Annotated in this window: 26 protein-coding genes and 2 riboswitches; of the genes, 9 read left to right on the top strand and 17 right to left on the bottom strand. The window is 42.7% G+C overall.

Annotation, left to right across the window (positions count from 1 at the left end):
* Positions 1 to 22 precede the first annotated feature (22 nt).
* The gene (locus ACWYU8_RS09355; RefSeq protein WP_457519173.1) at positions 23 to 1,051 is read right to left on the bottom strand and encodes a hypothetical protein; all 1,029 of its coding nucleotides are present in this window, start codon (positions 1,049 to 1,051) and stop codon (positions 23 to 25) included.
* A gap of 544 nt (positions 1,052 to 1,595) precedes the next feature.
* On the opposite strand from ACWYU8_RS09355, the gene ACWYU8_RS09360 reads away from it, so the two are divergent.
* Positions 1,596 to 1,835, top strand: a complete 240-nt coding sequence (locus ACWYU8_RS09360) for a YdcH family protein (RefSeq protein ID WP_457519175.1) — start codon at positions 1,596 to 1,598, stop codon at positions 1,833 to 1,835.
* Positions 1,836 to 1,894: 59 nt separating this feature from the next.
* On the opposite strand, the gene ACWYU8_RS09365 is transcribed toward ACWYU8_RS09360, so the two are convergent.
* Positions 1,895 to 2,548 (bottom strand): cupin domain-containing protein, encoded by a 654-nt coding sequence (locus tag ACWYU8_RS09365; protein WP_457519177.1) that lies wholly within the window; start codon positions 2,546 to 2,548, stop codon positions 1,895 to 1,897.
* A gap of 305 nt (positions 2,549 to 2,853) precedes the next feature.
* Here ACWYU8_RS09365 and ACWYU8_RS09370 point away from each other — a divergent pair, with 305 nt between their 5' ends.
* The 3 genes from ACWYU8_RS09370 (at position 2,854) to ACWYU8_RS09380 (ending at position 6,678) form a co-directional block, all read left to right on the top strand.
* The gene (locus ACWYU8_RS09370; RefSeq protein ID WP_457519179.1) at positions 2,854 to 3,573 is read left to right on the top strand and encodes a beta-ketoacyl-ACP reductase; all 720 of its coding nucleotides are present in this window, start codon (positions 2,854 to 2,856) and stop codon (positions 3,571 to 3,573) included.
* A 257-nt stretch (positions 3,574 to 3,830) separates the two neighbouring features.
* Positions 3,831 to 4,688 (top strand): glutathione-dependent disulfide-bond oxidoreductase, encoded by an 858-nt coding sequence (gene yghU, locus ACWYU8_RS09375; protein ID WP_457519181.1) that lies wholly within the window; start codon positions 3,831 to 3,833, stop codon positions 4,686 to 4,688.
* 736 nt (positions 4,689 to 5,424) lie between these two features.
* A complete protein-coding gene (locus ACWYU8_RS09380) occupies positions 5,425 to 6,678 on the top strand; it encodes a S1 family peptidase (RefSeq protein ID WP_457519182.1) in 1,254 nt (417 codons plus the stop codon).
* Positions 6,679 to 6,730: 52 nt separating this feature from the next.
* Here ACWYU8_RS09380 and ACWYU8_RS09385 read toward each other — a convergent pair whose 3' ends face one another.
* From ACWYU8_RS09385 to cspE, 5 genes are all read right to left on the bottom strand, one after another.
* Positions 6,731 to 7,204: a redoxin family protein gene (locus tag ACWYU8_RS09385; RefSeq protein ID WP_457519183.1), complete on the bottom strand. Its 474-nt coding sequence runs from the start codon at positions 7,202 to 7,204 to the stop codon at positions 6,731 to 6,733.
* A gap of 180 nt (positions 7,205 to 7,384) precedes the next feature.
* Positions 7,385 to 8,410 carry an adenosine deaminase gene (locus ACWYU8_RS09390; RefSeq protein WP_457519185.1) on the bottom strand — a complete coding sequence of 342 codons (1,026 nt, stop codon included), beginning with the start codon at positions 8,408 to 8,410 and terminating at the stop codon, positions 7,385 to 7,387.
* Positions 8,411 to 8,499: 89 nt separating this feature from the next.
* Positions 8,500 to 8,599: riboswitch (purine riboswitch) on the bottom strand.
* A 220-nt stretch (positions 8,600 to 8,819) separates the two neighbouring features.
* Positions 8,820 to 8,960 carry an adenosine deaminase gene (locus tag ACWYU8_RS09395; RefSeq protein ID WP_457519187.1) on the bottom strand — a complete coding sequence of 47 codons (141 nt, stop codon included), beginning with the start codon at positions 8,958 to 8,960 and terminating at the stop codon, positions 8,820 to 8,822.
* A 50-nt stretch (positions 8,961 to 9,010) separates the two neighbouring features.
* Entirely contained in the window at positions 9,011 to 9,220 is a 210-nt protein-coding gene (locus ACWYU8_RS09400) for a hypothetical protein (protein WP_457519188.1), read from the bottom strand.
* Between the two features lie 248 nt (positions 9,221 to 9,468).
* On the bottom strand, positions 9,469 to 9,681 hold the full coding sequence (gene cspE, locus ACWYU8_RS09405) for a transcription antiterminator/RNA stability regulator CspE (protein ID WP_444493350.1): 213 nt from the start codon (positions 9,679 to 9,681) through the stop codon (positions 9,469 to 9,471).
* Between the two features lie 452 nt (positions 9,682 to 10,133).
* Here cspE and ACWYU8_RS09410 point away from each other — a divergent pair, with 452 nt between their 5' ends.
* On the top strand, positions 10,134 to 10,982 hold the full coding sequence (locus tag ACWYU8_RS09410) for a pirin family protein (protein WP_457519191.1): 849 nt from the start codon (positions 10,134 to 10,136) through the stop codon (positions 10,980 to 10,982).
* Positions 10,983 to 11,132: 150 nt separating this feature from the next.
* Here the strand turns inward: ACWYU8_RS09410 and ACWYU8_RS09415 are convergent, their stop codons facing one another.
* Positions 11,133 to 11,981 (bottom strand): patatin-like phospholipase family protein, encoded by an 849-nt coding sequence (locus ACWYU8_RS09415; protein ID WP_457519193.1) that lies wholly within the window; start codon positions 11,979 to 11,981, stop codon positions 11,133 to 11,135.
* Positions 11,982 to 12,176: 195 nt separating this feature from the next.
* Here ACWYU8_RS09415 and dmeF point away from each other — a divergent pair, with 195 nt between their 5' ends.
* Positions 12,177 to 13,088 carry a CDF family Co(II)/Ni(II) efflux transporter DmeF gene (dmeF, locus tag ACWYU8_RS09420; RefSeq protein WP_457519568.1) on the top strand — a complete coding sequence of 304 codons (912 nt, stop codon included), beginning with the start codon at positions 12,177 to 12,179 and terminating at the stop codon, positions 13,086 to 13,088.
* 3 nt (positions 13,089 to 13,091) lie between these two features.
* Positions 13,092 to 13,508, top strand: a complete 417-nt coding sequence (locus ACWYU8_RS09425; RefSeq protein ID WP_457519194.1) for a MarR family winged helix-turn-helix transcriptional regulator — start codon at positions 13,092 to 13,094, stop codon at positions 13,506 to 13,508.
* Between the two features lie 465 nt (positions 13,509 to 13,973).
* Here the strand turns inward: ACWYU8_RS09425 and ACWYU8_RS09430 are convergent, their stop codons facing one another.
* From ACWYU8_RS09430 to ACWYU8_RS09445, 4 genes are all read right to left on the bottom strand, one after another.
* Positions 13,974 to 14,405, bottom strand: a complete 432-nt coding sequence (locus ACWYU8_RS09430) for a YccF domain-containing protein (protein ID WP_457519195.1) — start codon at positions 14,403 to 14,405, stop codon at positions 13,974 to 13,976.
* A 192-nt stretch (positions 14,406 to 14,597) separates the two neighbouring features.
* Entirely contained in the window at positions 14,598 to 15,530 is a 933-nt protein-coding gene (locus ACWYU8_RS09435; protein ID WP_457519197.1) for a Gfo/Idh/MocA family protein, read from the bottom strand.
* Positions 15,531 to 15,670: 140 nt separating this feature from the next.
* Positions 15,671 to 17,329 carry a phosphoethanolamine transferase gene (locus ACWYU8_RS09440; RefSeq protein ID WP_457519199.1) on the bottom strand — a complete coding sequence of 553 codons (1,659 nt, stop codon included), beginning with the start codon at positions 17,327 to 17,329 and terminating at the stop codon, positions 15,671 to 15,673.
* Positions 17,330 to 17,665: 336 nt separating this feature from the next.
* Entirely contained in the window at positions 17,666 to 17,971 is a 306-nt protein-coding gene (locus ACWYU8_RS09445) for an isoamylase early set domain-containing protein (RefSeq protein WP_457519201.1), read from the bottom strand.
* Positions 17,972 to 18,163: 192 nt separating this feature from the next.
* On the opposite strand from ACWYU8_RS09445, the gene ACWYU8_RS09450 reads away from it, so the two are divergent.
* The gene (locus ACWYU8_RS09450; protein WP_457519203.1) at positions 18,164 to 18,538 is read left to right on the top strand and encodes a hypothetical protein; all 375 of its coding nucleotides are present in this window, start codon (positions 18,164 to 18,166) and stop codon (positions 18,536 to 18,538) included.
* Between the two features lie 86 nt (positions 18,539 to 18,624).
* Positions 18,625 to 19,224 carry a thiol:disulfide interchange protein DsbA/DsbL gene (locus ACWYU8_RS09455; protein WP_457519205.1) on the top strand — a complete coding sequence of 200 codons (600 nt, stop codon included), beginning with the start codon at positions 18,625 to 18,627 and terminating at the stop codon, positions 19,222 to 19,224.
* Between the two features lie 57 nt (positions 19,225 to 19,281).
* Here ACWYU8_RS09455 and ACWYU8_RS09460 read toward each other — a convergent pair whose 3' ends face one another.
* The 5 genes from ACWYU8_RS09460 to ACWYU8_RS09480 form a co-directional block, all read right to left on the bottom strand.
* Positions 19,282 to 19,728, bottom strand: coding sequence for a DUF3429 domain-containing protein (locus tag ACWYU8_RS09460; protein WP_457519207.1), 447 nt, complete (start codon positions 19,726 to 19,728; stop codon positions 19,282 to 19,284).
* Positions 19,729 to 19,738: 10 nt separating this feature from the next.
* A complete protein-coding gene (locus tag ACWYU8_RS09465) occupies positions 19,739 to 20,284 on the bottom strand; it encodes a glutathione peroxidase (protein ID WP_457519209.1) in 546 nt (181 codons plus the stop codon).
* Positions 20,285 to 20,392: 108 nt separating this feature from the next.
* The gene (gene ribB, locus ACWYU8_RS09470) at positions 20,393 to 21,049 is read right to left on the bottom strand and encodes a 3,4-dihydroxy-2-butanone-4-phosphate synthase (protein WP_457519210.1); all 657 of its coding nucleotides are present in this window, start codon (positions 21,047 to 21,049) and stop codon (positions 20,393 to 20,395) included.
* A gap of 113 nt (positions 21,050 to 21,162) precedes the next feature.
* Positions 21,163 to 21,303, bottom strand: a riboswitch (FMN riboswitch).
* Between the two features lie 104 nt (positions 21,304 to 21,407).
* On the bottom strand, positions 21,408 to 22,025 hold the full coding sequence (locus ACWYU8_RS09475; RefSeq protein WP_457519212.1) for a triacylglycerol lipase: 618 nt from the start codon (positions 22,023 to 22,025) through the stop codon (positions 21,408 to 21,410).
* 47 nt (positions 22,026 to 22,072) lie between these two features.
* The gene (locus tag ACWYU8_RS09480; protein ID WP_457519213.1) at positions 22,073 to 23,935 is read right to left on the bottom strand and encodes an MFS transporter; all 1,863 of its coding nucleotides are present in this window, start codon (positions 23,933 to 23,935) and stop codon (positions 22,073 to 22,075) included.
* Positions 23,936 to 23,961 lie beyond the last annotated feature (26 nt).

A 23,961-nucleotide genomic window follows, 5' to 3' on the forward strand; every position in this document is an offset into this window, starting at 1 on the left:
GAAATATCGCTCTTTCGTTGGACTAGTTTATGTCCGCGGTTGCTATGGCGATTAAGTCGGTAAATGATAATGAGAAAGACCGTTCGGTATTCAGAGCTCTGGCCGGAAACTCTAAACTTAATTGGGCGTGTTCCGGTGCTTTTGTGATGAGCTGCGTGACGAACTTTCGGGTTTCTCCTGGTGATATAGATAAACGCTTACCTCCTTGAGAAGAAAGCTCGGCGATCCCTACTGTTGGCAGACTATTGCCATCACTATCTTCAATACTGAGCAGAGATTCTGGTCTATACAAAAGGTTTCCGCTTTCATTTCGATAAGCGCTAAATGTGTTGAACTGAGGTTCCAGTTCGCCTTCTGAACCGATGTTCGTTACAGAGAAAGTCACGTTGGATCCGTCGAAGTCTTCAACTTTCACCAGTACGTTGTCGCTTTGATAGCTGGCAGCGGCAACAGTGCTCGCGCCTTCTTCGCGTTGTTGCCGGTTCCTGTTAGTCTCGTTCGATTCGCTCGGTTGTTTGTCTGACCGTTTGTTCGCTAAGGCGTAAGATTGATCTGCCATCTCTATTAGCGCTGGTATGGAATAAAGAATAAGGCCTTCTAAATGGTCAAAATCTATTTTCGCGTATTGGGTCATTTTGTTACTAGAAAACTGACAGTAGCCATCGACAAGGCTGATCAATGCAAGTTCAAAGGTTCCTTTCAATCGTTCCGCTTCTTTAGCTGCCTGAACTAAATTCGCTCTAAGTCTTTCGATGTCTTTTAGCGTTCGTTTTGGATAGCGGCTATTCGGTGAAACGTCGTTGGCGACTGACACCAATTCTTCGGTTACAAACGGATTCTTTTCTGTCGGAACTACGGTCGTAATACGGTTAGATTTAGTGATGTCCTCACCGAGTAGAACCAACATTTTTTGTGAGACAGCTGTTCGGTTGGTCGCCAGTATGTTGTTACAATTTGGCGATGATGCAGCGTATGCGAAATAAGCGGGAAAGTAGGAAAATAGGGCGGACAAGCCGATAATGACAAGCCCTTTAAGTCTTCGAGTGTTCATCCTGATAACCCCTCTGTATCTTAGCGCGAGCGGCTGACGTATATCTCCCAATCAGCCTGATTGGTATCGCGACTTTCAGAATGGTTGTGATCAACTCTTCGTAGCAGGTTACATTGTAATAATTACGTCCTCGACACTTTGCGTTACTCCATTTTTACACTGTAAAAAGTGCCCGAATTAGAGTGCATTAATGCTACAAAGTTGATGCCTTTTCCTGAAAGATAGACGCTACTTTTCGAACCATCAATGTCTTATCGTGAGTATTGCTTTTGTCGTTAGCTGAGGCCTAAGAAAAAACAGTCACTTACTGTAGAAAGTTGATTCAAATGAAAAATAATTTTTTACGAGGGAACTTTTTAGCGAACTGACTTGCTGGCTAAGTCTGAGAGAAATCGTGATCTGGACTTCGGTATTCTTTAGGTTATGAGTAAGCAAAAATGTGCTCAAGTCGACGCTATCTTCGTCTTTGGAATGCTATGTTTACCCGTGCACTGCTTAAAAATTAAGCAAAACATATACATCAACAGTCCATCAAGAGGTTTATATGTTAGGTGAAAATCACTCATTAACTCATGAATTCCCAGAACATCTGGATACTATCGCTCAGCTTTCTGAAAACGATATGTCATTCGCTGAAAACGTTAGAAACTACAACGCGTTAGATAAAGAAATTCGCGTCTTAGAACTACGAGGAAACCCTATCGATGATCAGGCCATGAATACGCTTAAACATAATCGTGCGGAATTAAAAGATTGGCTACATTCCAAGATTATGGGGGCATGATAAGGTAATGAGTATCGGCTCGTATCAGGGTGTACGAGCCGCTTTTATTGGAGAGACTGTTAGCCTAAAGGCAGATGCCCCGTCTTAACCCAAATCACCGTTTCTTGTTCCACAAAAGGGAAGTGTTCACTCATGTGCGGATTCCGTAGCCACGTGTGTTTGGGATAACTTCCGAATTCATCTTTAAACTCGCCAGATAACACAAAAATTTCTTCACCACCAAAATGCTGGTGTGGCTGAAAGCGCTCTCCTTTAGGCCATTTCACCAGCGCAACATGTTCTTGTTCAAACTCATGAAGAGGCATGACTTGTAACCCACCTAAGCCCGGAAGCCACTCACCTGTATTGATATTGGTACGCACTGTGTTGAGATCCTGAAGATCAAATTGATTGAGTTTTACCAGAATGACACAACCCTCTTTGCTAAAAGGGGCATGATGACTACCTGGAGGATTTCGTATGTAAGTACCCGCTGGATAGTCACCGTTTTCATCGGAAAATACGCCTTCGAGCACCAAAATCTCCTCACCGATAGGATGATAATGGGTAGCAAAGCGTGATCCAGCATCATATTTTACAATACTGGTCGTGTGTCCGGATTCTTTCGCTTCACGCTCTAACGGTTTACGCCAAACGCCTGATGCGGGGCTTGCGACCCATTCTTGCTCAGCGGTGTTAATGACAACGCGTTGAGAAAAATTCATATTCAACATACTGAAATCCCGAGATCTATTTTGAGATGAACGTTATTCGATTTTACGTACAATGCTCAACGTTGGGTTAATGCTCTGGCTACGAGTGTATGAAATTATATAGAAAAATGGAGCGAAAAAGTTTCAATGAGTAGGCGAGGCGAGAAAATAATACTTATTTGTATCGGTTTGCTCACATCTCGCGCAGAGAATTTATCTATAGTTTTATAAGCAACGCAAAGGCGTGCTAGAACGAGAAGCTGAAGAGGATACAAAAATAAGCGTTTAAGCGCAGTTTGTATCCTCTGTAATTAAGGACCACCAAGATGAAACATGACAAAGTAGCCATTGTCACGGGTGCCGCTCGCGGTATTGGACGAGCGATTTGTGAGCAACTATTGGAAGATGGCTTTTATGTCATCGGGTTAGATATCTCCCCGGTTGAGTGGGGAGTGTCGTCACAACTCTCGAGTTATCAAGTTAACCTGTGTGACTCCAAAGGGGTCAATGAAGTAGTCGATAGTATTATTAAACAACACCATCGTATTGATGTACTGGTTAACAACGCTGGTATCACGAGAGATGCTTTACTTCAGGATATGCTGGAGAAAGATTGGGACAGTGTGATTGACGTTAACCTTAAAGCGGTATTTTTGCTTACGCAGAGCGTCGCACCTGTAATGCTAAATCAAGGCTCCGGAAGTATCGTTAATATCTCTTCCATTGTCGGCACTGACGGCAACATCGGTCAGAGTAACTATGCGGCAAGTAAAGGTGGAGTGATATCAATGAGCAAAGGATGGGCGAAAGAGCTTGCCCGGAAAGGTGCGCAGATACGTGTTAACTGTGTCGCCCCTGGGTTCATTGTGACCGATATGACCAAAGATCTGCCTGAAAAAGTGATAAAAATGATGGAAGGTAAAACACCATTAGGGCGCATGGGCTCAGTTAGAGACATAGCAAATGGCGTTGCCTTTTTAGCATCTGATAAGAGTGAATTTATTACGGGACAAGTCCTAAAAATAGATGGTGGTTTAGTCTTATAGTTAAAACTCGTCGCCCCTATCTCTGGGGCGACTTTCTTGCTTCCAAGCGATCTTTTCCATTTTTATTTCTTATATCGCGAAAGAAATACCCATAACCAAAGGTTCTAATCATTTGAGGTTAGGGGACTTTTATTTGATGATTTCGGCCTAATATTCTTATTAACACCCTTCATTTAGTGTTAGAGCAATCTCTGCATTGTTGCTGACACAGTAAGTTAATCAGCCAAAGGCACATTCAAACACGATAAGGAATAATAATGTCAAACGAGTACATACCACCAAGAGTTTGGACAAACGACAATGAAAATGGCGGCCAATGGGCGAGCATCAATCGCCCAGATTCAGGCGTTCGTCATGAGCAAGAGTTGCCAGTTGGTGAACATCCATTCCAGCTTTATTCCATGGGCACACCTAATGGTCAAAAGGTTACCATCATGTTTGAAGAACTGCTGGCCGCAGGCGTGAAAGAGGCCGAGTACGATGCGTATTTGATTAAGATTGGTGAAGGCGACCAGTTTGGTTCCGGATTTGTTGCGGTAAACCCGAACTCAAAAATTCCAGGATTAGTAGACCGTTCCGGAAAGGAGCCAGTTAACGTATTTGAATCAGGCAATATTCTTTTTTATTTAGCGGAAAAGTTTGGTTTGTTTCTACCTAAAGATGGAGCTAAACGAGCGGAAGTGATGAACTGGCTATTCTGGTTGCAAGGTTCGGCACCATATCTTGGTGGTGGCTTTGGTCATTTCTATGCTTATGCACCTGAGAAGTTTGAATACCCAATCAACCGCTTTGCAATGGAAGCGAAGCGCCAGTTGGACGTATTGGACAAGCGCTTAGCAAACAATGAGTTCTTAGGTGGTGAAGAATACAGCATTGCAGATATGGCCACTTGGCCTTGGTATGGCAACCTTGTTTTAGGTCGCTCATATGATGCAGCTGAGTTTTTAGATGTGAATAGCTACAAAAATGTTGTTCGTTGGGCAAAAAGCATTGATGAGCGTGAAGCAGTAAAACGCGGTCGTATTGTTAACCGAACTTGGGGCGAAGAAGGTGAGTTTGTTGCGGAGCGCCATAGTGCACAAGATATTGATGATGTTCTGAAACTCAAACCTTAATTATTACCCCAATATCCCACTAAATATTTGCGCACTTTTTTGTGCGCATTGTTTGGGGGCGTTGTTTGTTTTTGTACTGATAAATATTTTTATTAAGATCAGATGTTCAAAGGCAATAATATAAATCAAATTATGTTCTGACATAAATGAAATTAATGTATTTATATTATCTTTTTGATTTTATTTTAAACCTCATTTAATAAAAGTACCCATATAGATTCAACTCAATGAGGCCATATTATTCTTGACGAAGAATTAACAATACGAATAAAAAGGCACGTAACATAAGAGCCATTGGAAATCATGGTTAATAGATTTTCATTGCCCCCTAATTTTCAGTTCATAGCAATATGGACTGGCTTTTCTATTCTGTCCGCACAAGTGTTTTTTAACCTGCCTGTGTGCGGACGTTTTTTATTTTCTATAGTTTTCATTCATTGCACTAGACTGCATTTCACTTATTTTTAAGTCAATGCTTGATACTCAGTTTTTAAACGTTGATTTTATTAGTGTATTTTCACCCTTTGACGAGATCATCGCTCACACCTTTGTGTGAGAATGGCAACGATTTCTTAAACTTTAGAATCATGTCCCATAATTTTTGTTTTACAACATAAGTTGCAGATTATCTTGGAACAAGTGCCTATAATGTGCAAGTGATGTCTAAGTGTGTAGGTGCCTATCTAGCGTTATCCTCCATACTCAGTCAGCTTTGTTTACCCAAGGAGGGAAGTGTATGAGAAACAAATGGGCACCGCTATTTGCCTCACTTTTGATTAGTGTGCCAACGTATGCGGTTGTGGTTACAGAGGACGATGTCCCAGTATCACAACAGGCATTTGAGGAAGAGTTTTCTTTTTTAGCCTCTGTTCGTGCCAGTATATTTGCAGAGGATCATTCATGTGGGGGAACCATTGTAGGTGATCGCTGGGTGTTGACTGCTGCCCATTGTTTAGTCGCATCTGACGCTAGTTTGGAAGATAGTAACTCGAACCCTGACGTGTTTACGCTTTATGATGTTGCCAAACCTAAAGAAATATCGGTAACGGCGGGTAAGGCAGATTTGTCTCAAGTTGAGATATCTGACATATATAAGGTCACTCACGTTGTGATACACCCAGATTATTATCCTGTGAACTCAGTGACAACGGATGAAATCGGGTTGACGGTTCTCGAATCAACAGCCTACCAGAATGATCTTGCTTTACTTTATGTGGAGCGCGATTTTCCTGCTAGTCTTGTCGGTACGGTAAGCTTAGGTGACTCAGACAGTGATATTAGGTTGTCTAATTTAGTTGATGAGTGGGACTCCGCAGACCCAAAACCTAATGTAAAAGTCGCGGGTTGGGGGACTGATGGTGGGGTCTTACTAGATACGGACGTGTCGTATTATCCTGTGCCTTTGTGTTATGAACGTCTTGAGTCTGCGGAAGATCTACCCAAATATATCTCATCTCCTCTTGATCTTACGAAGCTTTGCACATTACCTACAGCAATTGTTGGTGGTAGTGGAGATAATATATACGGTAACGGTGCTTGTGTTGGAGACACGGGTGGTCCTTTGCTATTAAGTAATGCAGAGGGTACTGGCTTTACCCAAGTCGGTATTATCAGCGCAGGACCTATCATTAATAGCGTTTGTAGCTCGATTACCTTGCCAACTTGGTACACCAACGTATCGTATTACACGGAATGGATAGACTCGTACATTAGCAGTGACGAACCGCCTGAAGCTGTGATCACCAAGCCTGATTTTCTCGTTATTGCAGAAGAAGACGATGATACTGCTACTGATGAAGAAGGTGATTCTGTTACCGACGATGAAGAAGTGACTGTCACTGAAGAGTGTGAAACATCTATTGAGGGTGACTATGTTATTTTTGGATGTGACGACAGCGCCGATAGTAGCGGTGGTTCTCTCGATTACATGTACTTATTGTTGATGACATTGCTGCTAGCAATCACTCGACGATATCCTTTAAGTCGTTAAATTGGATTAATAAAACATCGCCCCAATCTATGTCGGGGCGATGTTTTTATATTTAAAGAGCAGCCAGAATAGTTTCTGCGTTACTTACTTCAAATTTTTGCGGTGCTTCAACATTTAGCGTAGTAACAACACCGTTATCAATAATCATTGCATAGCGCTGTGAGCGAATACCGCCAAAACCAGCTGTATCCATTTCCAGACCTAGTGCTTTAGTAAAGCTCGCGTCGCCGTCACCTAACATCTTAATCTCAGAGGCATTTTGAGCTTCACCCCATGCGTGCATAACAAATGCGTCATTTGTTGCGACACATGCAATGAGATCAACGCCTTTTGCTTTTAGCTGGTCAGCCAGTACAACATAACCAGGTAAATGTGCTTCTGAACAAGTTGGAGTGAATGCGCCTGGTACAGCGAACAACACTACTTTTTTGTTTGCAAATAGCTCTGCTACGTCGTGGTTTACCATGCCATCGGCAGTTAGCTCACTAAGTGTCGCAGAAGGTAGTGTTTGACCTTGTTGAATCATGATTGTCTTCCTTTTGTGATTCGTTACTTAATCTAAGTCAGTCTAGCGCTTAAGTTCAACATTAACCACAGAGGGTTTGTAAGGGTATAGCCAAGTAGTCTGCTCATTTATGAACATATTTGTAAAATTCCTCAGGCGTAACCCTGTGATTCCTGTGTTAATCCAGATTGGACTCAATATTTATAACGTAGAGTGATGCTCAACGTATTGCTCAACGTATTGCTCAACTTGCGAACGATAATTGGCTTTCATTTCACTATCAATAAAGCTTGCGTCAATCGCGTTAAGGGTAAACTCGGCTAACTCTGCGTGGCTCATTGGATGAGCTTGACTCACGGCCAGGAAATTATCTGTCATATAGCCACCAAAGTAGGCCGGATCGTCAGAGTTGATCGTTACGGCAACGCCTTTGCGTAGGAGCTCTACGATATTGTGATGTTTCATGTCATCAAAGACACACAGTTTTATGTTTGATAGAGGGCAAACCGTCAGCGGCATTTTGCTTTCAATTAGCGATGCAACTAATGTTTCATCTTCTACACAGCGAACTCCATGGTCAACACGACTCACCGCCAGCATTTCAATCGCATCTGAAATATTTTGTGCCGGGCCTTCTTCTCCTGCGTGTGCAACGGTAAGTAACCCTGCCTCCTTAGCCTGCTGAAATACATGCTTGAATTTGGCTGGTGGATTGCCTTTTTCTGATGAATCGAGTCCGACGCCAATAATTTTGTCGCGATGTTTGAGGATAGACTTAAGGGTTTCCGTCGCACTCTCTTCAGAAAGATGGCGAAGGAAACATGCAATGATTTGTGAAGTGATGCCGAGCTTTTCTCGTCCGTCTTTTAGAGCGCGTTCAATACCATTAATGACGGTATCAAAATCAATACCGCGATCAGTATGTGTTTGTGGATCGAAAAAGATCTCTGTATGGATGACATTGTCTGTTTTGCAGCGCTCTAAATATTCCCAGGTTAGATCGTAAAAATCTTGTTCAGTACGTAATGCATCAGCACCCTGATAGTAAAGGTCAAGAAACGACTGCAAATCTTCGAACTGGTACGCTTGTCGTAACTCACTTGGTGATGAATATGGGATATCAATGCCGTTACGTTTTGCCAATTTGAACATGAGTTCTGGCTCGAGTGATCCTTCGATATGTAAGTGCAACTCTACTTTTGGAAGACCTTGAATAAATGCGTTCATATTCCACCTTTTGTGTATTATGGATGCAGTTACTCTAAGAATAGGTATAGATGGAAATAAGTCGAACGCTATTACAAAGAGTAAGATACACCGTGATCTCAACTCTTCGTAATCAGCACTTTGCGGGAGCTGGTAGAGACCCCCAAACCATATCATTGGGGTTATACGAAGCAAACGGTCGCAATTATACGCAAAAATATCAATTTGACTAGGGTGTGTTGGTATTTGGTATTGGAGATTCGACAATCTTGTCGCTAATTAGACGTATGAATATCTACGCGTTGGTCTGATTTATCAGTAAGAAAAAGTGGTATTGAATGGATAAGTTTAAGGGGATAATCATGTAAGTGGAAGGCAGGTGGCGTTACCTTACACATGGACATGAAGCAAGAAACCGAAGCAGTTGCACTTAGAGGTCAAATAACTTATCGAACTCTCTTTGCTCCATAATATCTTCAATACGACGTCGGGTCTTTTGTTTTGCCGCTGTTATAAGTTGTTCAGACTCTTTCTTTTCTTTCTCAATCTGGCTTTTACTTTTTCTATCCATAAAATATTGCTCCAAAGTAATTATTAGTATTGTCGGCGTATTAAATCGTACTATTTGACAATAAAGTGACCTAACTTTGATCCTGATTCACTCAGAATCGTACCTTCACAGGCTTGTTCACAATAGTTAAATTCAATGAAAATACTGGTGGATTGCAGTTTTGGTAATATATGCCGCCTTAAAATATCACCATTAAGTTGATGTATTCTGGCGTTCCAAGTGGTTTGAGGGTTTTCTAAAATAAACTCTATATCTAACATTTATTCTCCTGTTTCTTTACGATTTTATCTTTGCTAAGTAGTTGATACCAATGCCTTTGACGGCTTGTTCTTCTTGAGGACATAATATTTTCCTGAGATTAATAAAATATAAAACAGTACTGCCAAACTTATTTTAGGCAGCACTACGCTAAGCCATTATTTATTTGGCTGAATACATGTGAGGAGGTGTATTTTGAAGGGGGAGAAATTTGGTGCAGCATGAAGATGCTACACCAAGAAAAGCAGTCTTATAGAGGAGTAACTTCAGTCGCTTGAGGACCTTTTTTACCTTGCTCTACGTTGAAGCTTACTTTCTGACCTTCAGTCAGAGTTTTGAAACCGTCAGCTACAATAGCGTTGAAGTGTACGAATACATCTTGGCCGCCGTTGTCTTGAGATAGGAAACCAAAGCCTTTAGTTTCGTTAAACCATTTTACTGAACCAGTTACTTTACCAGACATAAATACCTCTGTATCAAAACATGAATTATTGGGTGGATCTTTTTTAAGCTATTGAATGTTCAATCAAGAGGAAGTTGTACGCAGGTGTCTGAATTTGAGATTCAAGATTTTACTGAGAGGAAACTTAAACTAAATGTTGCATTAACAGCTCTACTATATGAGCCAAGGGTCACTATACACCGAGTTAAAAAAATAGCTACATTTATTTTCATCTTATCCGTAAGTTATTTGATTTTGTCATCGATCATGCTTTCCCAGACCAGACAACAACCGTAGCGCTGCTCTGCTGGAACTTGGCATAGTTTAAGTTGTTGTTCGAAAAATTTGAATAAGTAGCTCAACTGCTTCTGGTCATTATTATTTTTATTCAATCTACAATATGAACATGTCGAAAGCGAATGAATGCAGATCTGTTTGGTAGTTCTGCGTATAGGCGCACGAGGAGCAAGATTATGGGCACAGTAAGAGAAATTCGTCAGTTGATTCCTTCTCAGCCGACTGCGGATGGAGACGGCGTTAAAATTCGCCGAGTAGCAGGGTTCAATAACGTCAGTTTTTCACCGTTTCTGATGATGGATGAGCTGAAATCAGATGACCGGGCTGATTATATCGGCGGTTTTCCTCCTCACCCACATCGTGGGATAGAAACTCTGACTTATATGATGAAGGGGCACTTTCAGCATCGTGATCATATGAACAATGTTGGTGAACTTCGTTCTGGTGGTGCCCAATGGATGGCCGCTGGACGTGGTGTGATTCACAGTGAAATGCCAATCATGCAAGACGGTGAGCTACATGGTTTTCAGATTTGGATTAACCAGCCCGCTAAAAACAAGATGCAACCAGCTCAGTATCATGATTTTCAGCCGGAAACGATCACCGAAGTTGATGATAAAGAAGCAGGTCTGGTTCGTATTATTGCCGGCGAGTTGAATATCAATGACAACAATGTAGTAGGGCCGCTGACGAAAACAGGTGTTGAGGCCACAGTCGCTGATTGGCGACCGCATGAAGGTGAAACTATTACGCTTGTGACAAAGCCAGATCACAACATGATGGTATATGTTTATCAAGGCGGTATTGAGAACCAGAAACGTGCGATAAGACAAGGGGAAATGGCTCTCTTGTCTAAGGGTGAAACAGTAGTGCTGACAGCAAACGAGGAAAGCGGTGTATTGTTATTCATTGGGGAACCAATTAACGAGCCAGTGGTTCATTACGGCCCATTTGTTATGAACAGCATTGAAGAAATCGAACAAGCAATCCAAGACTACAATGCTGGATTGTTTGAGACCTATTAGGCTATACGCCCATTGGTTGTAAATTATCAAGAAAAGAATTGGAGCCTGGCTGTTGGGCTCACTGTAAAGCAAATAAGATAATCCACTGCCATCGAATTTGCGTTAGCCATACCGAGAGGTGTGGCTTTTTTCTTGGTGGAGTGAAAATATTTAGAGGCGCTGCCAGCGTACAATGGCTTCTTTACCAGCCTCAATTCCAAGGACATAGGCAGTACGCAGTGGTTCTGGTGATCGGCTTAACCGCTTAAGTTTGAATGTTTCAGGCGGACAAATCTGAATGACTTCCACCCCGTCTGGTGGATTATCAATAATTGATAAGGCTTGGTTGTAACGCAAATCCCGTGTCAGCATGGGCTCAATAAGAGCTGGAGTATCTCTCAGCATTCTTTTGGTGATGGAACTGAACTTGGCTTTTGATTTTCGATAACTGGCAGGCCGGCTGCGCAACACCATAATTTTAGTGGCGCCGCGTCTAATAGCCTCCGCAATGGGTATCGCATCTGCCACACCACCGTCGACATATCGAGTACCGTTGAGTAGCACGCCGTTGCGATACAGGATAGGTAGAGCGCTACTGGCTTTCATTGTTTCGGCAAGCATTTCGACGTCCGGCGTCAAGTATTCTGCTTGGCCCGTATCTTGTCGAGTTACACCCAAAAAGAAAGGTCGCGAATCGGCTTGTAAAACCTCTTTATCGATACCAAGCTCAGCGAGTGTGACTTTCCACATCCAGTCCAGATCCATCATGTCGCCACCGAAAAATAGACGGTAAGGCGTAATAAACTCTTTACGCAGGCTGTAGTCGAGATAGATTTTCAGGTTCCTTCCCGGCATTTTTGCCAGATAGGCTGCTAAGTTACTGGCACCAGCTGACACGCCCCAAAAAGTATCGAATGGAGAGAAGTTTTGTTCTAAAAAGTGATCAAGAATGCCGCAAGAAAAGACGCCACGCATTGCGCCTCCTTCAACAATCAGTGCTCGAGTACCTAGTTGTTTCATCGTCGTTTTCCGTCGCTCGTCGATCACATTGGAAGTTCTTCAGCTTAACGTAATAGAGACTAATTCCCAAGCCAGTATCAAAGGCACGATCTCATTTAGAATGTTTTATGTGTTGACAATGTTTGATTATCAAACTAAATTTTAATCAAATATTTTGATAATCAAACGAAAGTATTCAGGATGAAAGGTCAAGTAATGGCTGTATCGCAACATACACACGATTTTGTGTCACATAACCACAAAGGTGAAAAGCGAACCTTTTACGTACTCGTTCTCACGCTTGTTACTATGATAGTAGAGATCAGTGCAGGGACATTATTTGGCTCGATGGCATTGCTGGCGGATGGCTGGCACATGGGAACCCATGCTGCTGCTTTTTGTATCACTCTGTTTGCCTATCGTTATGCAAAGCAACATGCGAATAGTCAGCGATTCTCATTTGGTACAGGGAAAGTCAGCGTGCTAGGCGGCTTCACCAGTGCAATTGCGCTTGGGATGGTCGCACTGATGATGATGGTTGAATCCGTACACCGTTTATTCAATCCTGAAAGCATTCAATTTAATGAAGCCATTTTGGTGGCGGTCATAGGTCTGGTGGTTAACTTGGCGAGCATGCTGCTACTTCAGGATCATCACCATCATGGGCATGATCACCCCCATGATGAACATCACGATCATCATCATGATCACCACCACGATCATAATCTGGCCGCGGCGTACTTCCACGTCCTCGCTGATACACTAACTTCACTGCTTGCCATCATTGCGCTTATTATCGGTAAGTTTTATGGATGGATTTGGCTGGATGCAGCCATGGGTATGGTTGGATCACTAGTGATTGCGAAGTGGACGCTTGGTTTAATGAAGCAAACAGCGCCGGTTTTATTGGATGAAAGCATTGATAAACAGTACCGAACTGATATTCAAGCTACGCTAGAACCTTACGCTGAAGTCGTGGATCTTCATGTTTGGAAAATCAGTGGTCATCACTATTCAGCGGCGATCGCGATACGTAATCACAGCGATAAAACGCTAACTGAATTTAAGCAATTATTGAGTAAGTTTGATAAGATTCATCATCTTACTCTCGAAGTGCAAAACGATTAAACAATGAGCGAATTAGAAAAACTGAATCAAATGCTGACTGAGTTCTACGACAAAATGTCGTCGTGGGAACAGTCAGTGGTGAAAGAAACGGGGTATTCACTGGCTCAGGTTCATACGATTGAAGTGCTGGGTAGCCATGGTACTTTGCGCATGAAAGAGCTGGCAGAAAAACTTGGGATAACAACAGGCACATTGACGGTTCAGATTGAAAAACTAGTGAATGCAAATTTGATCGAACGTTGCCCTCACCCAGAAGATCGCCGTGCAATTGTGGTTAAATTGACGCCAGATGGTGAAGTTATTCATCGGCATCACAATCAGTTACATCTTGATTTAGTTCGTGATTTGACTCGACATATAAATCCGGATCAACAATCCACTTTTCTTACTTGCCTGGAAAGAATGAACCGCGAGTTCTAATCTTTCCTGATTGGCAGAGTCTTCATCAAGAGAGCAAATTGCTATGAGCTTCTGCTCTTAAACTTTCTTGTCGTCAAAAAAATAGCATTTTTAAGTCATTCTCTTTGCAGAAAAATAGACAGTGCAAAGGCAACAACTCTCCTTTTTGGTGCCTAAATCTCCACGATCCACGAAGATCTTTACTACGCTTATAGTTCGGCTTTTAGAAAACCAGCACATGTGGGAGGGTCGGAACAGTAAGCTACAGGCGAGGTTTAGCTACCGTTTCATTAACATTTAGAAATTAACTATCTTTGATTTTTATAACTAAAACGAGGAAGTCAGTAGTGGTCTAGGCATTAATTTCAAATATTAGGCGACGATATGAATATACAATCAATAATAATTGAGTACGCTGTAGCGATAATCGGCTTACTTTTGACAGGGGTTACCCTCTGAGAAAAATCTCCCAGAGGATAGCAAGAATTATCGATTAATGTTGAAGCGTGCCATTGCGGCTTCTTCTTTAGATACCACGGTTTTGCCAATTGGAGCGAGGGAAATAACCGCTAGTTTCAGGTGCTGAAGAGCAAACGGAATACCAATGATGGTAACAAAACACGCTACGGCGGAAATCACATGACCAATTGCCAACCAGATTCCTGCAAACACAAACCAAATTACATTACCTATCACTCCAAGTGGACTGGTGCCGATGTCCATCTCATTGGTCAATTCATCACGTGAAATGGCTTCTTTTCCGAATGGGAAAAAAGAAAAATTACCCATGACGAAGCACGCTCTCCCCCAAGGGATACCGATAATGCTGATGAAAGCCAGAATGCCAAAAAACCACCACAGCAATCCCATAAATACGCCACCCAACACAAACCAGATGATGTTGCCCAGAGTTCTCATTCTATTTCCTATTTCTAATGGTCGATCATATCACTTGAGTATGATTATAAGTATGTCACATCAATCTTAACAGAGTATGAATGACAAAAGTCGGCCAAAAGAAAGTCGAGTAACTTATTGTAAGTTAGGTAAGAAATACCCATGCTGATGTCTCTATAGAGCGCTTGAAACTGGGCATTGTATTTAAGTCGCTTAGTACGATATCGTCTGTTCAATTTGTCGACAAATGGCTTCTGCAAACTGGTGGCTAGCGATGTTTCGCTCCACTATATTATTTGCGATCTTTCCGCTCTCAATAACCCTAAACCAATCCAACAGCATGTGATAGAAGCCTTTACTGGTCAGCATTGGCGTCCAGTCTTTCAGGTTGAGTTTATGTTCTTGGTTTTCCTGGCAAAGCTTACCTTCAACAAAAGAATCGAACTCAACGGCTTTATTTGCAAAACAAGCCTGAACACGTTCTGTGGTGATACCAAAATGGCGATTCATAGAGGCGTGTAATATGGTTTCGCCATGCTGCCATTGCACATCCAGCCGAGCGAGAAGTGCACCGCTAAATTGATGAGTAATGTAAACATCTTGTATATCGCTTTTGGCGACAATATTGACACTGTCTAATGGATGTATGAAGTCGTCAAAAATAAAAGTACGAACGTCACCAGGCAGGTTATGTCGATTTTTCTCCCATCTCAGCGATTTTAGTCCGTTAATTTCCCCCTGTTGTGCGCCTTGCATGTGTTGATTGTAGAGCGGTATGTGGCGACGATTAAACCCAACATAAAGAGGCTGAGCAGTCAGAGCCGAAATTTCGTAAAGTTTTTCAACTTCGGTGGCGTTGTCAGCAAGTGGCTTATCAACAAACGTAGGAATGCCTTGTTGCAAAAAGTATTCAGCTATCTGGAAGTGGGTGCTTGTTGCGGCGTGTATCATGACTGCATCGACGCCAAAGTTGATGAGCTGCTTGTAGTCCTGACAGGTTTCAGCTATTCGGTACTGCTGCGCCAGAGAACGAAGGGTGTGTGCATTTCTGGTACAAAATACTAAGTTAATCTCTGGTATTTGAGTGATAACCGGAAGGTACGCCTTTTGTGCAATGTCTCCCAAGCCAACGATGCCAATTTTCATATTGGTCCTTCTTTTGCTCTTTCAATGTATTAGAACGAGATTATAGCAATAGAGGGGGCATTCGTTGCAGGAGGTTGTCATAAAAAAGCCTGACTCACATATTGAAATCAGGCGTACAGTTTAAGTCTAATTACTTGTCATTAAGCATTTGGTGCGCGACAAGTTTTGAATATGTCGAGATGCCCGTCATAAGCGTTGGTTTGAACATCCATAATCCCCAGCAGAGAGTGGAAGACATTGTCTTGTGAGTACTTACCCACGCTTTGCGCTTCTTGGGTCAAACAATCGGAATCGATCTGTTTTGCCTGCTTGAAGTTTGGCGACATCCACATCATAAAAGGCACGCGCTTTTGGAAATCTGGTGCGAGACTATAAGGCATACCATGTAAGAACATGCCGCTTTCACCCAATGACTCACCGTGATCAGAGAGATAAATCAACGCGGTGTTGTATTTGTCTTCCAGCTTGGTGAGCTTATTGATGGTTTGTTCCAAAACATAGTCTGTGTAACGAATAGTGTTATCGTAACTATTTACTATTTCCTCGACACTACAGTTTTCAATATCCGCACGTGGGCAGTCGGGTTGGAAGAATGCTTTATCTTTTGGATAGCGCTGAAAGTATGTAGGGCCATGACTTCCATTGAGATGCATTGTCACGACTCGATTACCTTTCATACTTTCGATCTCCTGATCGAGGTCATTTAGTAGGGCCATGTCATAGCAATTGCTGCTATTACACCATTGATTCGTTTTCGTTCTGTCTACCGTTATTTTTTTAATCTTGTGTGCGACGCTTTTATCTCCACCGTCATTTTCTTTCCATATCAGATCTATCCCAGCACGTTGCATAATATCTAACACGTTGTCTTGATTATCAGCTTTGGTGCGTTCGAATTTGCTGTGAGTTAGCTGAGAGAACATGCACGGAAGTGCCACAGCGGTTGCCGTTCCACATGATGCAAAATCCTGAAATGAAATTACATCCAGTTTACCAGTGTATGGGTTAGTTTTACGTTCATATCCATTTAATTGGTAGTTCTGAGAACGAGCCGTTTCACCCACAACAAAGACTAGTAAGGTTGGCTTTTCTTCCGCTTGTTTGATTGCGGATTGTGATTGTTTGGCATCTGTACCAATCTCGCGATAAGGCTCCTGAGTTGTCAGGTAGTTTTTCTTAACATACCCACTCGCACTGTAGACGAATTGAGTCGGAATGATCATCTTTTTCAGGTAGCTATTATTTCGGCCGACTGATGAGTAGTCCTGATAGTACATACCTGCGATAGCTGCAATAACAGCGAGAGAGGCAATCATCGATACGAGTTTAGTTATCGAAAAACGAAGAAACTCGCCATTGAGCGGGCGTAGTTTGGTTTTAGCTACAATTAACGCTGGGACGATGCCCATTAACATTACCCATAAGGTAGAGTAGGCACTGAGATAAGAGCCCGCTTCGCTAGAGTCGGTTTCAATGATATTGGCGATCATTCCGTAGTCGAATAGGGTGCCGTAGTTGTAACTCGCGTAACTCACCATACTCGACAGAATGAGTAGCAGGATAAAAAATGGTTTTCCTAACCATGGCCAACTGAATAAATTGAAAAGAAAATTCAGTGCAGCAATAAAGAAAATGGGGATTGTAATTACGAATCCGACTTTTACGTTATCAAGATGAGCGAAAATACTAATGAGCTCTTTATAAATCGGGACATTGACGATAAGAGCAAAATAAAACGCCAACATAAAAGTAAAGGTAACGTAAGAGATACCTTCTTGCTGTAAATCAACGGTCTTCATAAATAACTGCCTTACAAAAAACTAAAGCAAAAATGACATCCAGACGGAAATGACGAGTTGTAGTGTGACAAATACGGCTAGATGAAAAATACCTTTGCTGGTGTTCGAGTGCGCTAAGCTAGTGGAGAGACTAATGGGTCGCGCGTGAAACATTTGTGAAAATGAAGAGGCGTAAATTTGAAAAGGCGAGGGTGGTATTGAAAAGGCAAATTAATCTGCATGCTGGCTTTGATATACAGGCGGCAAAGACCGCCATGATTCATGACTGTTAACTAGAATTGGCTCAAAAAAGGCGCAACAAGTACGCCTGATCCTAGCAAAAATTTAAAGTTAGCTTTAGGCTAGTTGTTCACTCGTGCAGACGACGCTGTTATCACTGCCAAAGCCGTTAGGCACATAGCCATCAGCTTGTGGATCGTTTTGCCATTCCGCTTCGTCTAACAGGTAACGAAATTCGATGTTTTGTTCCTTTGGTAAGCGAGTTTTGAACTTAAATTGGCCGCTTGCTTTGACCAGTTTCATCGGTTCAGGTTGCCAGTTGTTAAAGTCGCCAGCAATTTTTACTGATTCAAGCTGCTCTTTATCGAGCTCAAAAGTGACTTCGACTTCATCTTTGGTTTTAAAAAATCTTTTTTTAAGCATTAATCTTTCCTTGTTTGTACAAAAACTATTCTAACTATTACAAAGTATTTGTGCTTAATTCAAGTTTTATCATCGACATGCCGGTAAAAAGGGATAGGTCTGAAGGGGCATTAAGCGTGAGTTGGGCTTCAAGCTTGTATGAACAGCGCGTTTCTGTATGATAAAAATCATCAAATTTTTAAAGACGTTGGTATGTTGATATTTAATCGTACATTGCTGCTGACTATTACCTGCTTGGTTACAATGCTACTGACCAGTTTGTCTCCTACAGTACATGCGTCGACCATACCTTTAGAACCGCAGAGTGTTCAAGTACATTTAGAGGCCGTTCAGTCAAAGCTCGGAGTGAATAGTGATTGTACTCAGCCTCAAGAGAACAAACTGACTCTGAATTCAGGCAAGGAGCAAAATGCTGGCTGCAGTTCTTCATGTATTATGAAAGTACCTATGAGTCTGCCTCGAAGTGGTTTGATTCTCCTCCCATACAGCCTTGCTCTCATACAAAGGTCTCCTGCAGTAAAAGCGGTGAGCGTCGTATACGAGCCGTATCGACCTCCTATTGTCTGATTTTCTTCTAACCTATAAAGAACAAAAATTTTGTAAAAGATTCATGAATTAGAAAGGCACACGATCGCCTTGAAGGAAAACCAGCGATGAAGAAACTATTTGCGCTTTTCAGTACCCTGTTACTGACATTTACCGCACACGCAGCTCAATTCGAAGAGGGGAAGCACTACAAAGTGCTGGACGCAGAAAAAGCAACGCACCCTACGGTAACGGAGTATTTCTCTTTTTACTGCCCACACTGTTATAAATTTGAAAGCTTAATTGCAAATCTGAAGCCAGCTTTACCTGAACAGGCACGATTTGAAAAAGTTCATGTAGCCTTTATGGGAGGAAACATGGCGATTCCAATGGCGAAGTCTTACGCGACTATGGTATCGCTTGGAGTTGAAGATAAAATGATTCCGGCGATGTTTGCTCAGATCCACCAAAAACGTGAGGCTCCGCAAGACGAGGCTGAGTTAAAAAGAATTTTCACAGATAATGGGGTTGATGCTCAAAAGTTTGATGCCGCATACAACAGCTTTGCTGTGAATTCGATGCAAAAGCGTTTCGACCAGCAGTTCAAAGAAAGCACGCTGACAGGAGTACCGGGTGTGATTGTGAACAACAAGTACATTGTTATTGCTAATGAAATTCGATCTTACGATGAATATAACGAGTTAGTGAACTATCTACTGACCCTTTAAATTCAGCGACATCAATAAAATGGCGACAATCAAGTCGCCATTTCTTTAGGGTAACCATCAAGCAAACAGTACGATGCCATGCATTAACAGAACTCCGCAGGTGAGTTTTCCACGCATACCCTGATAGCCTTTTGGATCACTCTCTCGTTCCACTTTTCTAATCAACTTCTCTGCATACCATACGGCAATGTATCCCGAGGCTAAGAGTAACGTGGCCGTGATGTAATGTGTGTGCCCTTGAAGCAGAGATCCCCAAGCGAGCAAAACAAACAGGTTACTCAAAACCAAAATATTGCGACTCAAGCGGTGATAGTAATGGTCGATACCGTTACCCCATAACACACCAGACAAGAAGCTTAAGATAACTGCACTGTAGGCGATAAAGAATTGATGGCCACTTAAGTTGAAAAGCGTCGTGTCAGAGATGATGAGCAGCAAACTGAACAGGAAAGGCAGCAATCCTAAGTAGCCAAGGCGCAACATTGTTGAGCGCGTAGTGACCATGACTTTACTCCTACAGTTGTTGTTCGATCATATCAGTAAGCGTAGTACTCGTTGGAGAAGTTGAACTAGGGAAAGTTGCGATGACTTTTCCCTCCCTATTAATGAGAAACTTGTAGAAGTTCCATCTTGGTGAGACACCCGCCTGTTGGCTTATCTCACTAAACACGGGGTTTGCATCCGAGCCCATCACAGAGCTTCTTGCCATCATAGGAAAGGTGACGCCATAATCGAGATAGCAGATTTTTGCGGAATTCTCTTCGCTGCCTTTATCTTGGTTAAAGTCATTGCTCGGAAAGCCGATCACCGCGAAATTTTTATCTTTGTACGTTTGGTAAAGCGATTCTAACTGTTCGAACTGCGGCGTAAATCCGCATTGGCTAGCGGTGTTTACAACGAGTAACATCTTTCCTTTAAAGCTCTCACACAAATCAATTTCTTCAGTGGAGTTCAGGAGTCTTTGCTTACCCTGAAGAATGTCAGGGCAACTCGAAGCAAAAGCCAACGTACTCAGACTGAAGAGCCCGATAGTGACAAGGGGTCTTATTATTCCTTTCATGATTCGATCTCCTTATTTGTTCACCATAGTCAGTATAGTGTTACTCAGGAGATTGGATATCGATCAAAAAAGCCGCGTAATCGCGGCTTGAACAGAAGCTTGGTAGCGTTATGCCAACTTCAAATCGAATTGGTTACGGTAAGCAACCATGTCTTCAATCGTTAACACCGGCATGTTGTGAAGGCGGCCAAAGGCGACGAGTTCAGGCGTCTTAGCCATTGTGCCATCAGGATTAGTCACTTCGCACAATACGCCAGCTGGTTGAAGTCCCGCCATTTGCATCAGATCAACCGTACCTTCAGTATGTCCACGTCGAGTCATTACACCGCCTGGACGTGCTCGTAATGGAAATACGTGACCTGGACGCGCTAGATCTTCTGGTTTCGCATGTGGATTTGCTGCGGTTTTGATTGTGGTTACACGGTCAGCAGCGGATACACCGGTTGTTACACCTACTTTAGCTTCAATTGAAACGGTAAATGCCGTTTGATTCGCACTATTGTTGTTCACAACCATTGGCGGCAGTTGTAGTTTATCTGCTTGAGTATCTGTCAGACAAAGACAAACAATGCCACTGCATTCACGGATCATTAGTGCCATTTGCTCGTTAGTCAGGTGTTCAACTGAGTAGATGATATCGCCTTCGTTTTCGCGATCTTCGTCATCAAGCAAAAGAACCCCACGACCTTCTTGAAGTGCTGTAAGTGCGTTTTCAACGCGAGTAATTGGATCACCGAATTCGGCAAGTAGAGATGACTGATTCATGGTTAACTCCTAAAAATGACCAGAATCAGGGCGGTGTGAGAGATCGCCGTAAAATGCGATCACAAAGAAATGCACCAGCGCTTCCCAATAGTTGAGTGAGTCGACTGGTGTATTCTTATTCTCTTTCATCCGGACTATAACCGTCGGCTCTGGCATCTCACCAGATCTGCTGACCTCGACGTATCGAGCGCTCGCGGGCTCACTCAAAAGAGTATACCGCCGGTGGGGAATTTCGCCCCGCCCTGAGAACAATTAAAATTATGCCAAGCCACAAGTTTGAAATATGGCTGACTCAGAGATAGTACTGATTTAACAATATTTTGGGAAGTAGATTACTCTTTTATTACATAAAAATGTGCTACCGACGAAAAAAACCGGTGCGAATAAAGTGATCAATCTGCGCCGGGACGAAGGTATTGTAGATTAAGCTGGTATGCGTTTGCTTCGCTTCTATATGGTCTTGCATCCCTTCCAGACGGGTTTCTTCGACCGTAACCGTGCCATCAGACAGGGTATTGCCATCGCGTATTAAGAGCGGACGAGCACCGATAGGGACAGTGCCGGCAATACTGCCGAGCTTTTGTGGAAAATCCCAGACATCTTCGTGTTTATTTAAACCGTGACTTGGTGAGTTACCTAAAATGGCACCTAATCCAAGGTTTTGAATTCGGGAGACAATTGAAGCGCCTTTCAACGGAGAGCCGATTGCAACAACATGGGAGACTAAGCTGGTGCTTGGCTTTCTGTTCCCCAGATAACGTTTAATCATCAAGCCACCTAAGCTGTGTCCAACCAGTATATTGGCGGTAAGCGGATTGAGCGCATGGTCTATCGCATCGAATAGTTCTTCTTCGTTTATTGATACGGTGTTGTAACTTAGCACTTTTGTTTCATAGCCTAATTTACGTAGCTTTTTGCTAAGAGGCTGCATGACCAGCCCATGCATATAAAGACCATGTAGAATGATGATTTTCATATTACCTCCGATGACGTTTTAGTCATCCTACTCTAAATTGGGCATAACTACTTGTGACTTATCAGCAATTTTTGTACTTCTTGCTGTAACTGGTGGCGATCTAGTGAAATTGGGCTGACAACTTCACCAATTTTCACTTCGACTTTGGACCAAAAACGTCTTGGCAGGGTAGTGAGTGCGTGTCCATCTTTATGGCTGAAAAATGAACCCCACAGTCCTTTTAATGCTATTGGTATCACTGGTACCGGAGTGCGTTGAAGGATCTTTTCTACCCCGGGGCGAAACTCACCTAACTCACCGTCTGATGTCAAACGACCCTCAGGGAAAATGCACACAACCTCTTCGTTATTAAGAGCTTGCTCTATTTGTGCAAATGCTTTTGTGTAAGTGTCCGCACACTTACGTGGAGAACAAATTGGAATGACGCCAGCATGGCGGAACACATACTTAAGTATTGGTAGTTCACTGATGGATTTATCCATCACAAATCGGACTGGACGGGTAGAGGTTCCCATCAGAATCAATGCATCCACATAACTGACATGATTTGCGACGATTAATGCAGCGCCTTTCTCTGGGATATGCTGGCGTCCTGTAACCGATACGCGGTACATGCAATGGCTGAGTAAATAACTGATAAAGCGCTGTGTAAACTCAGGAACTTGGCGATATACGAAAATGGCGACCAAGAAATTACCGATGGCCATGACTACGAACAGTTCAACTACAGAAAAATCCAAAACGCTCAGGACGAATATCGATACCAATGCTGACATGACCATGAATAAGGCATTCATGATGTTGTTGGCGGCGATTGAACGTGCACATTCCCCTGATTTAGCGCGTGATTGGATAAATGCGTACAGTGGGACGACAAACACACCACCGCTTAGCCCAACTAAGAACAGGTCCACCATGACTCGGAGATGTTTGGAATCAGAAATAAAACTGTGTACATCATAATAGCGGCTTGGCAAGCTGTCGTATGATGGTACCGCCCACAATAAATCTACGCCGAAGACGGTTAATCCAAAGATACCAAATGGCAGAATGCCCAGTTCAACATGATCAAAAGAGAGCTTTTCACACAGCCAGGAGCCTGTTGCGATACCAATTGAGAAAAGCGCCAGCAGCAAAGATACGACTGTACTGTCGGCAAACAGATGTTCACGAGCAAAGTTAGGAAATTGCGTCAGATAGGTTGCTCCCATAAACCAAAACCAGCTAATGGCCAGAATTGACATCCAGACACCACGTTGTTTTTGCGCGACTTTTAGGGTCTTTTTAAGGCCAGAAATTGGCTCGAATTTCACTGTTTGTTTGGATTGACTCGGTAAAGAAGGGATATAGACGCTACTTAAGAACCCCATTAGCGATAGCACGATGACAAGACACGAGGCAATGAAAGTCCCATTCGGAATCGCTAATAAAAGTCCTGCCGTTAATGTCCCCATCAGAATGGAAAGAAAGGTGCCCATTTCAACCCATGCATTACCTTTTATAAGCTCATTTGCTTTCAATGCCTGGGGGAGTAACGCGTATTTTACCGGCCCAAAGTATGCTGACTGTGTTCCGGTTAAAAACAGTAGCAGTAACATCAAGATTGCATTTTGCGTCATGATGGCCGTGGCGGCACACACCATAATCAACAGTTCGATAATCTTCAGGCGTCGAATCAGCTTGGCTTTATCCATGTTATCAGCAACAGCGCCTGCATGAGCGGAGAATATAAAGAAAGGCAGAATAAACAGACCTGCAGCGAGGTTGGCAAACAAATTAGCTGATACTGGTAATGAATCAATCAGACGGTAGGTGACCATCAGTAAAAGAACGTTTTTATATACATTGTCATTCAGTGCCCCAAGGCATTGCGTGACAAAAAACGGGAAAAAGCGCTTAGAGAAGAACATACTGGCTCCATAGGAACAAAGTCAAA

The sequence above is a fragment of the Vibrio limimangrovi genome (genome assembly GCF_054064025.1).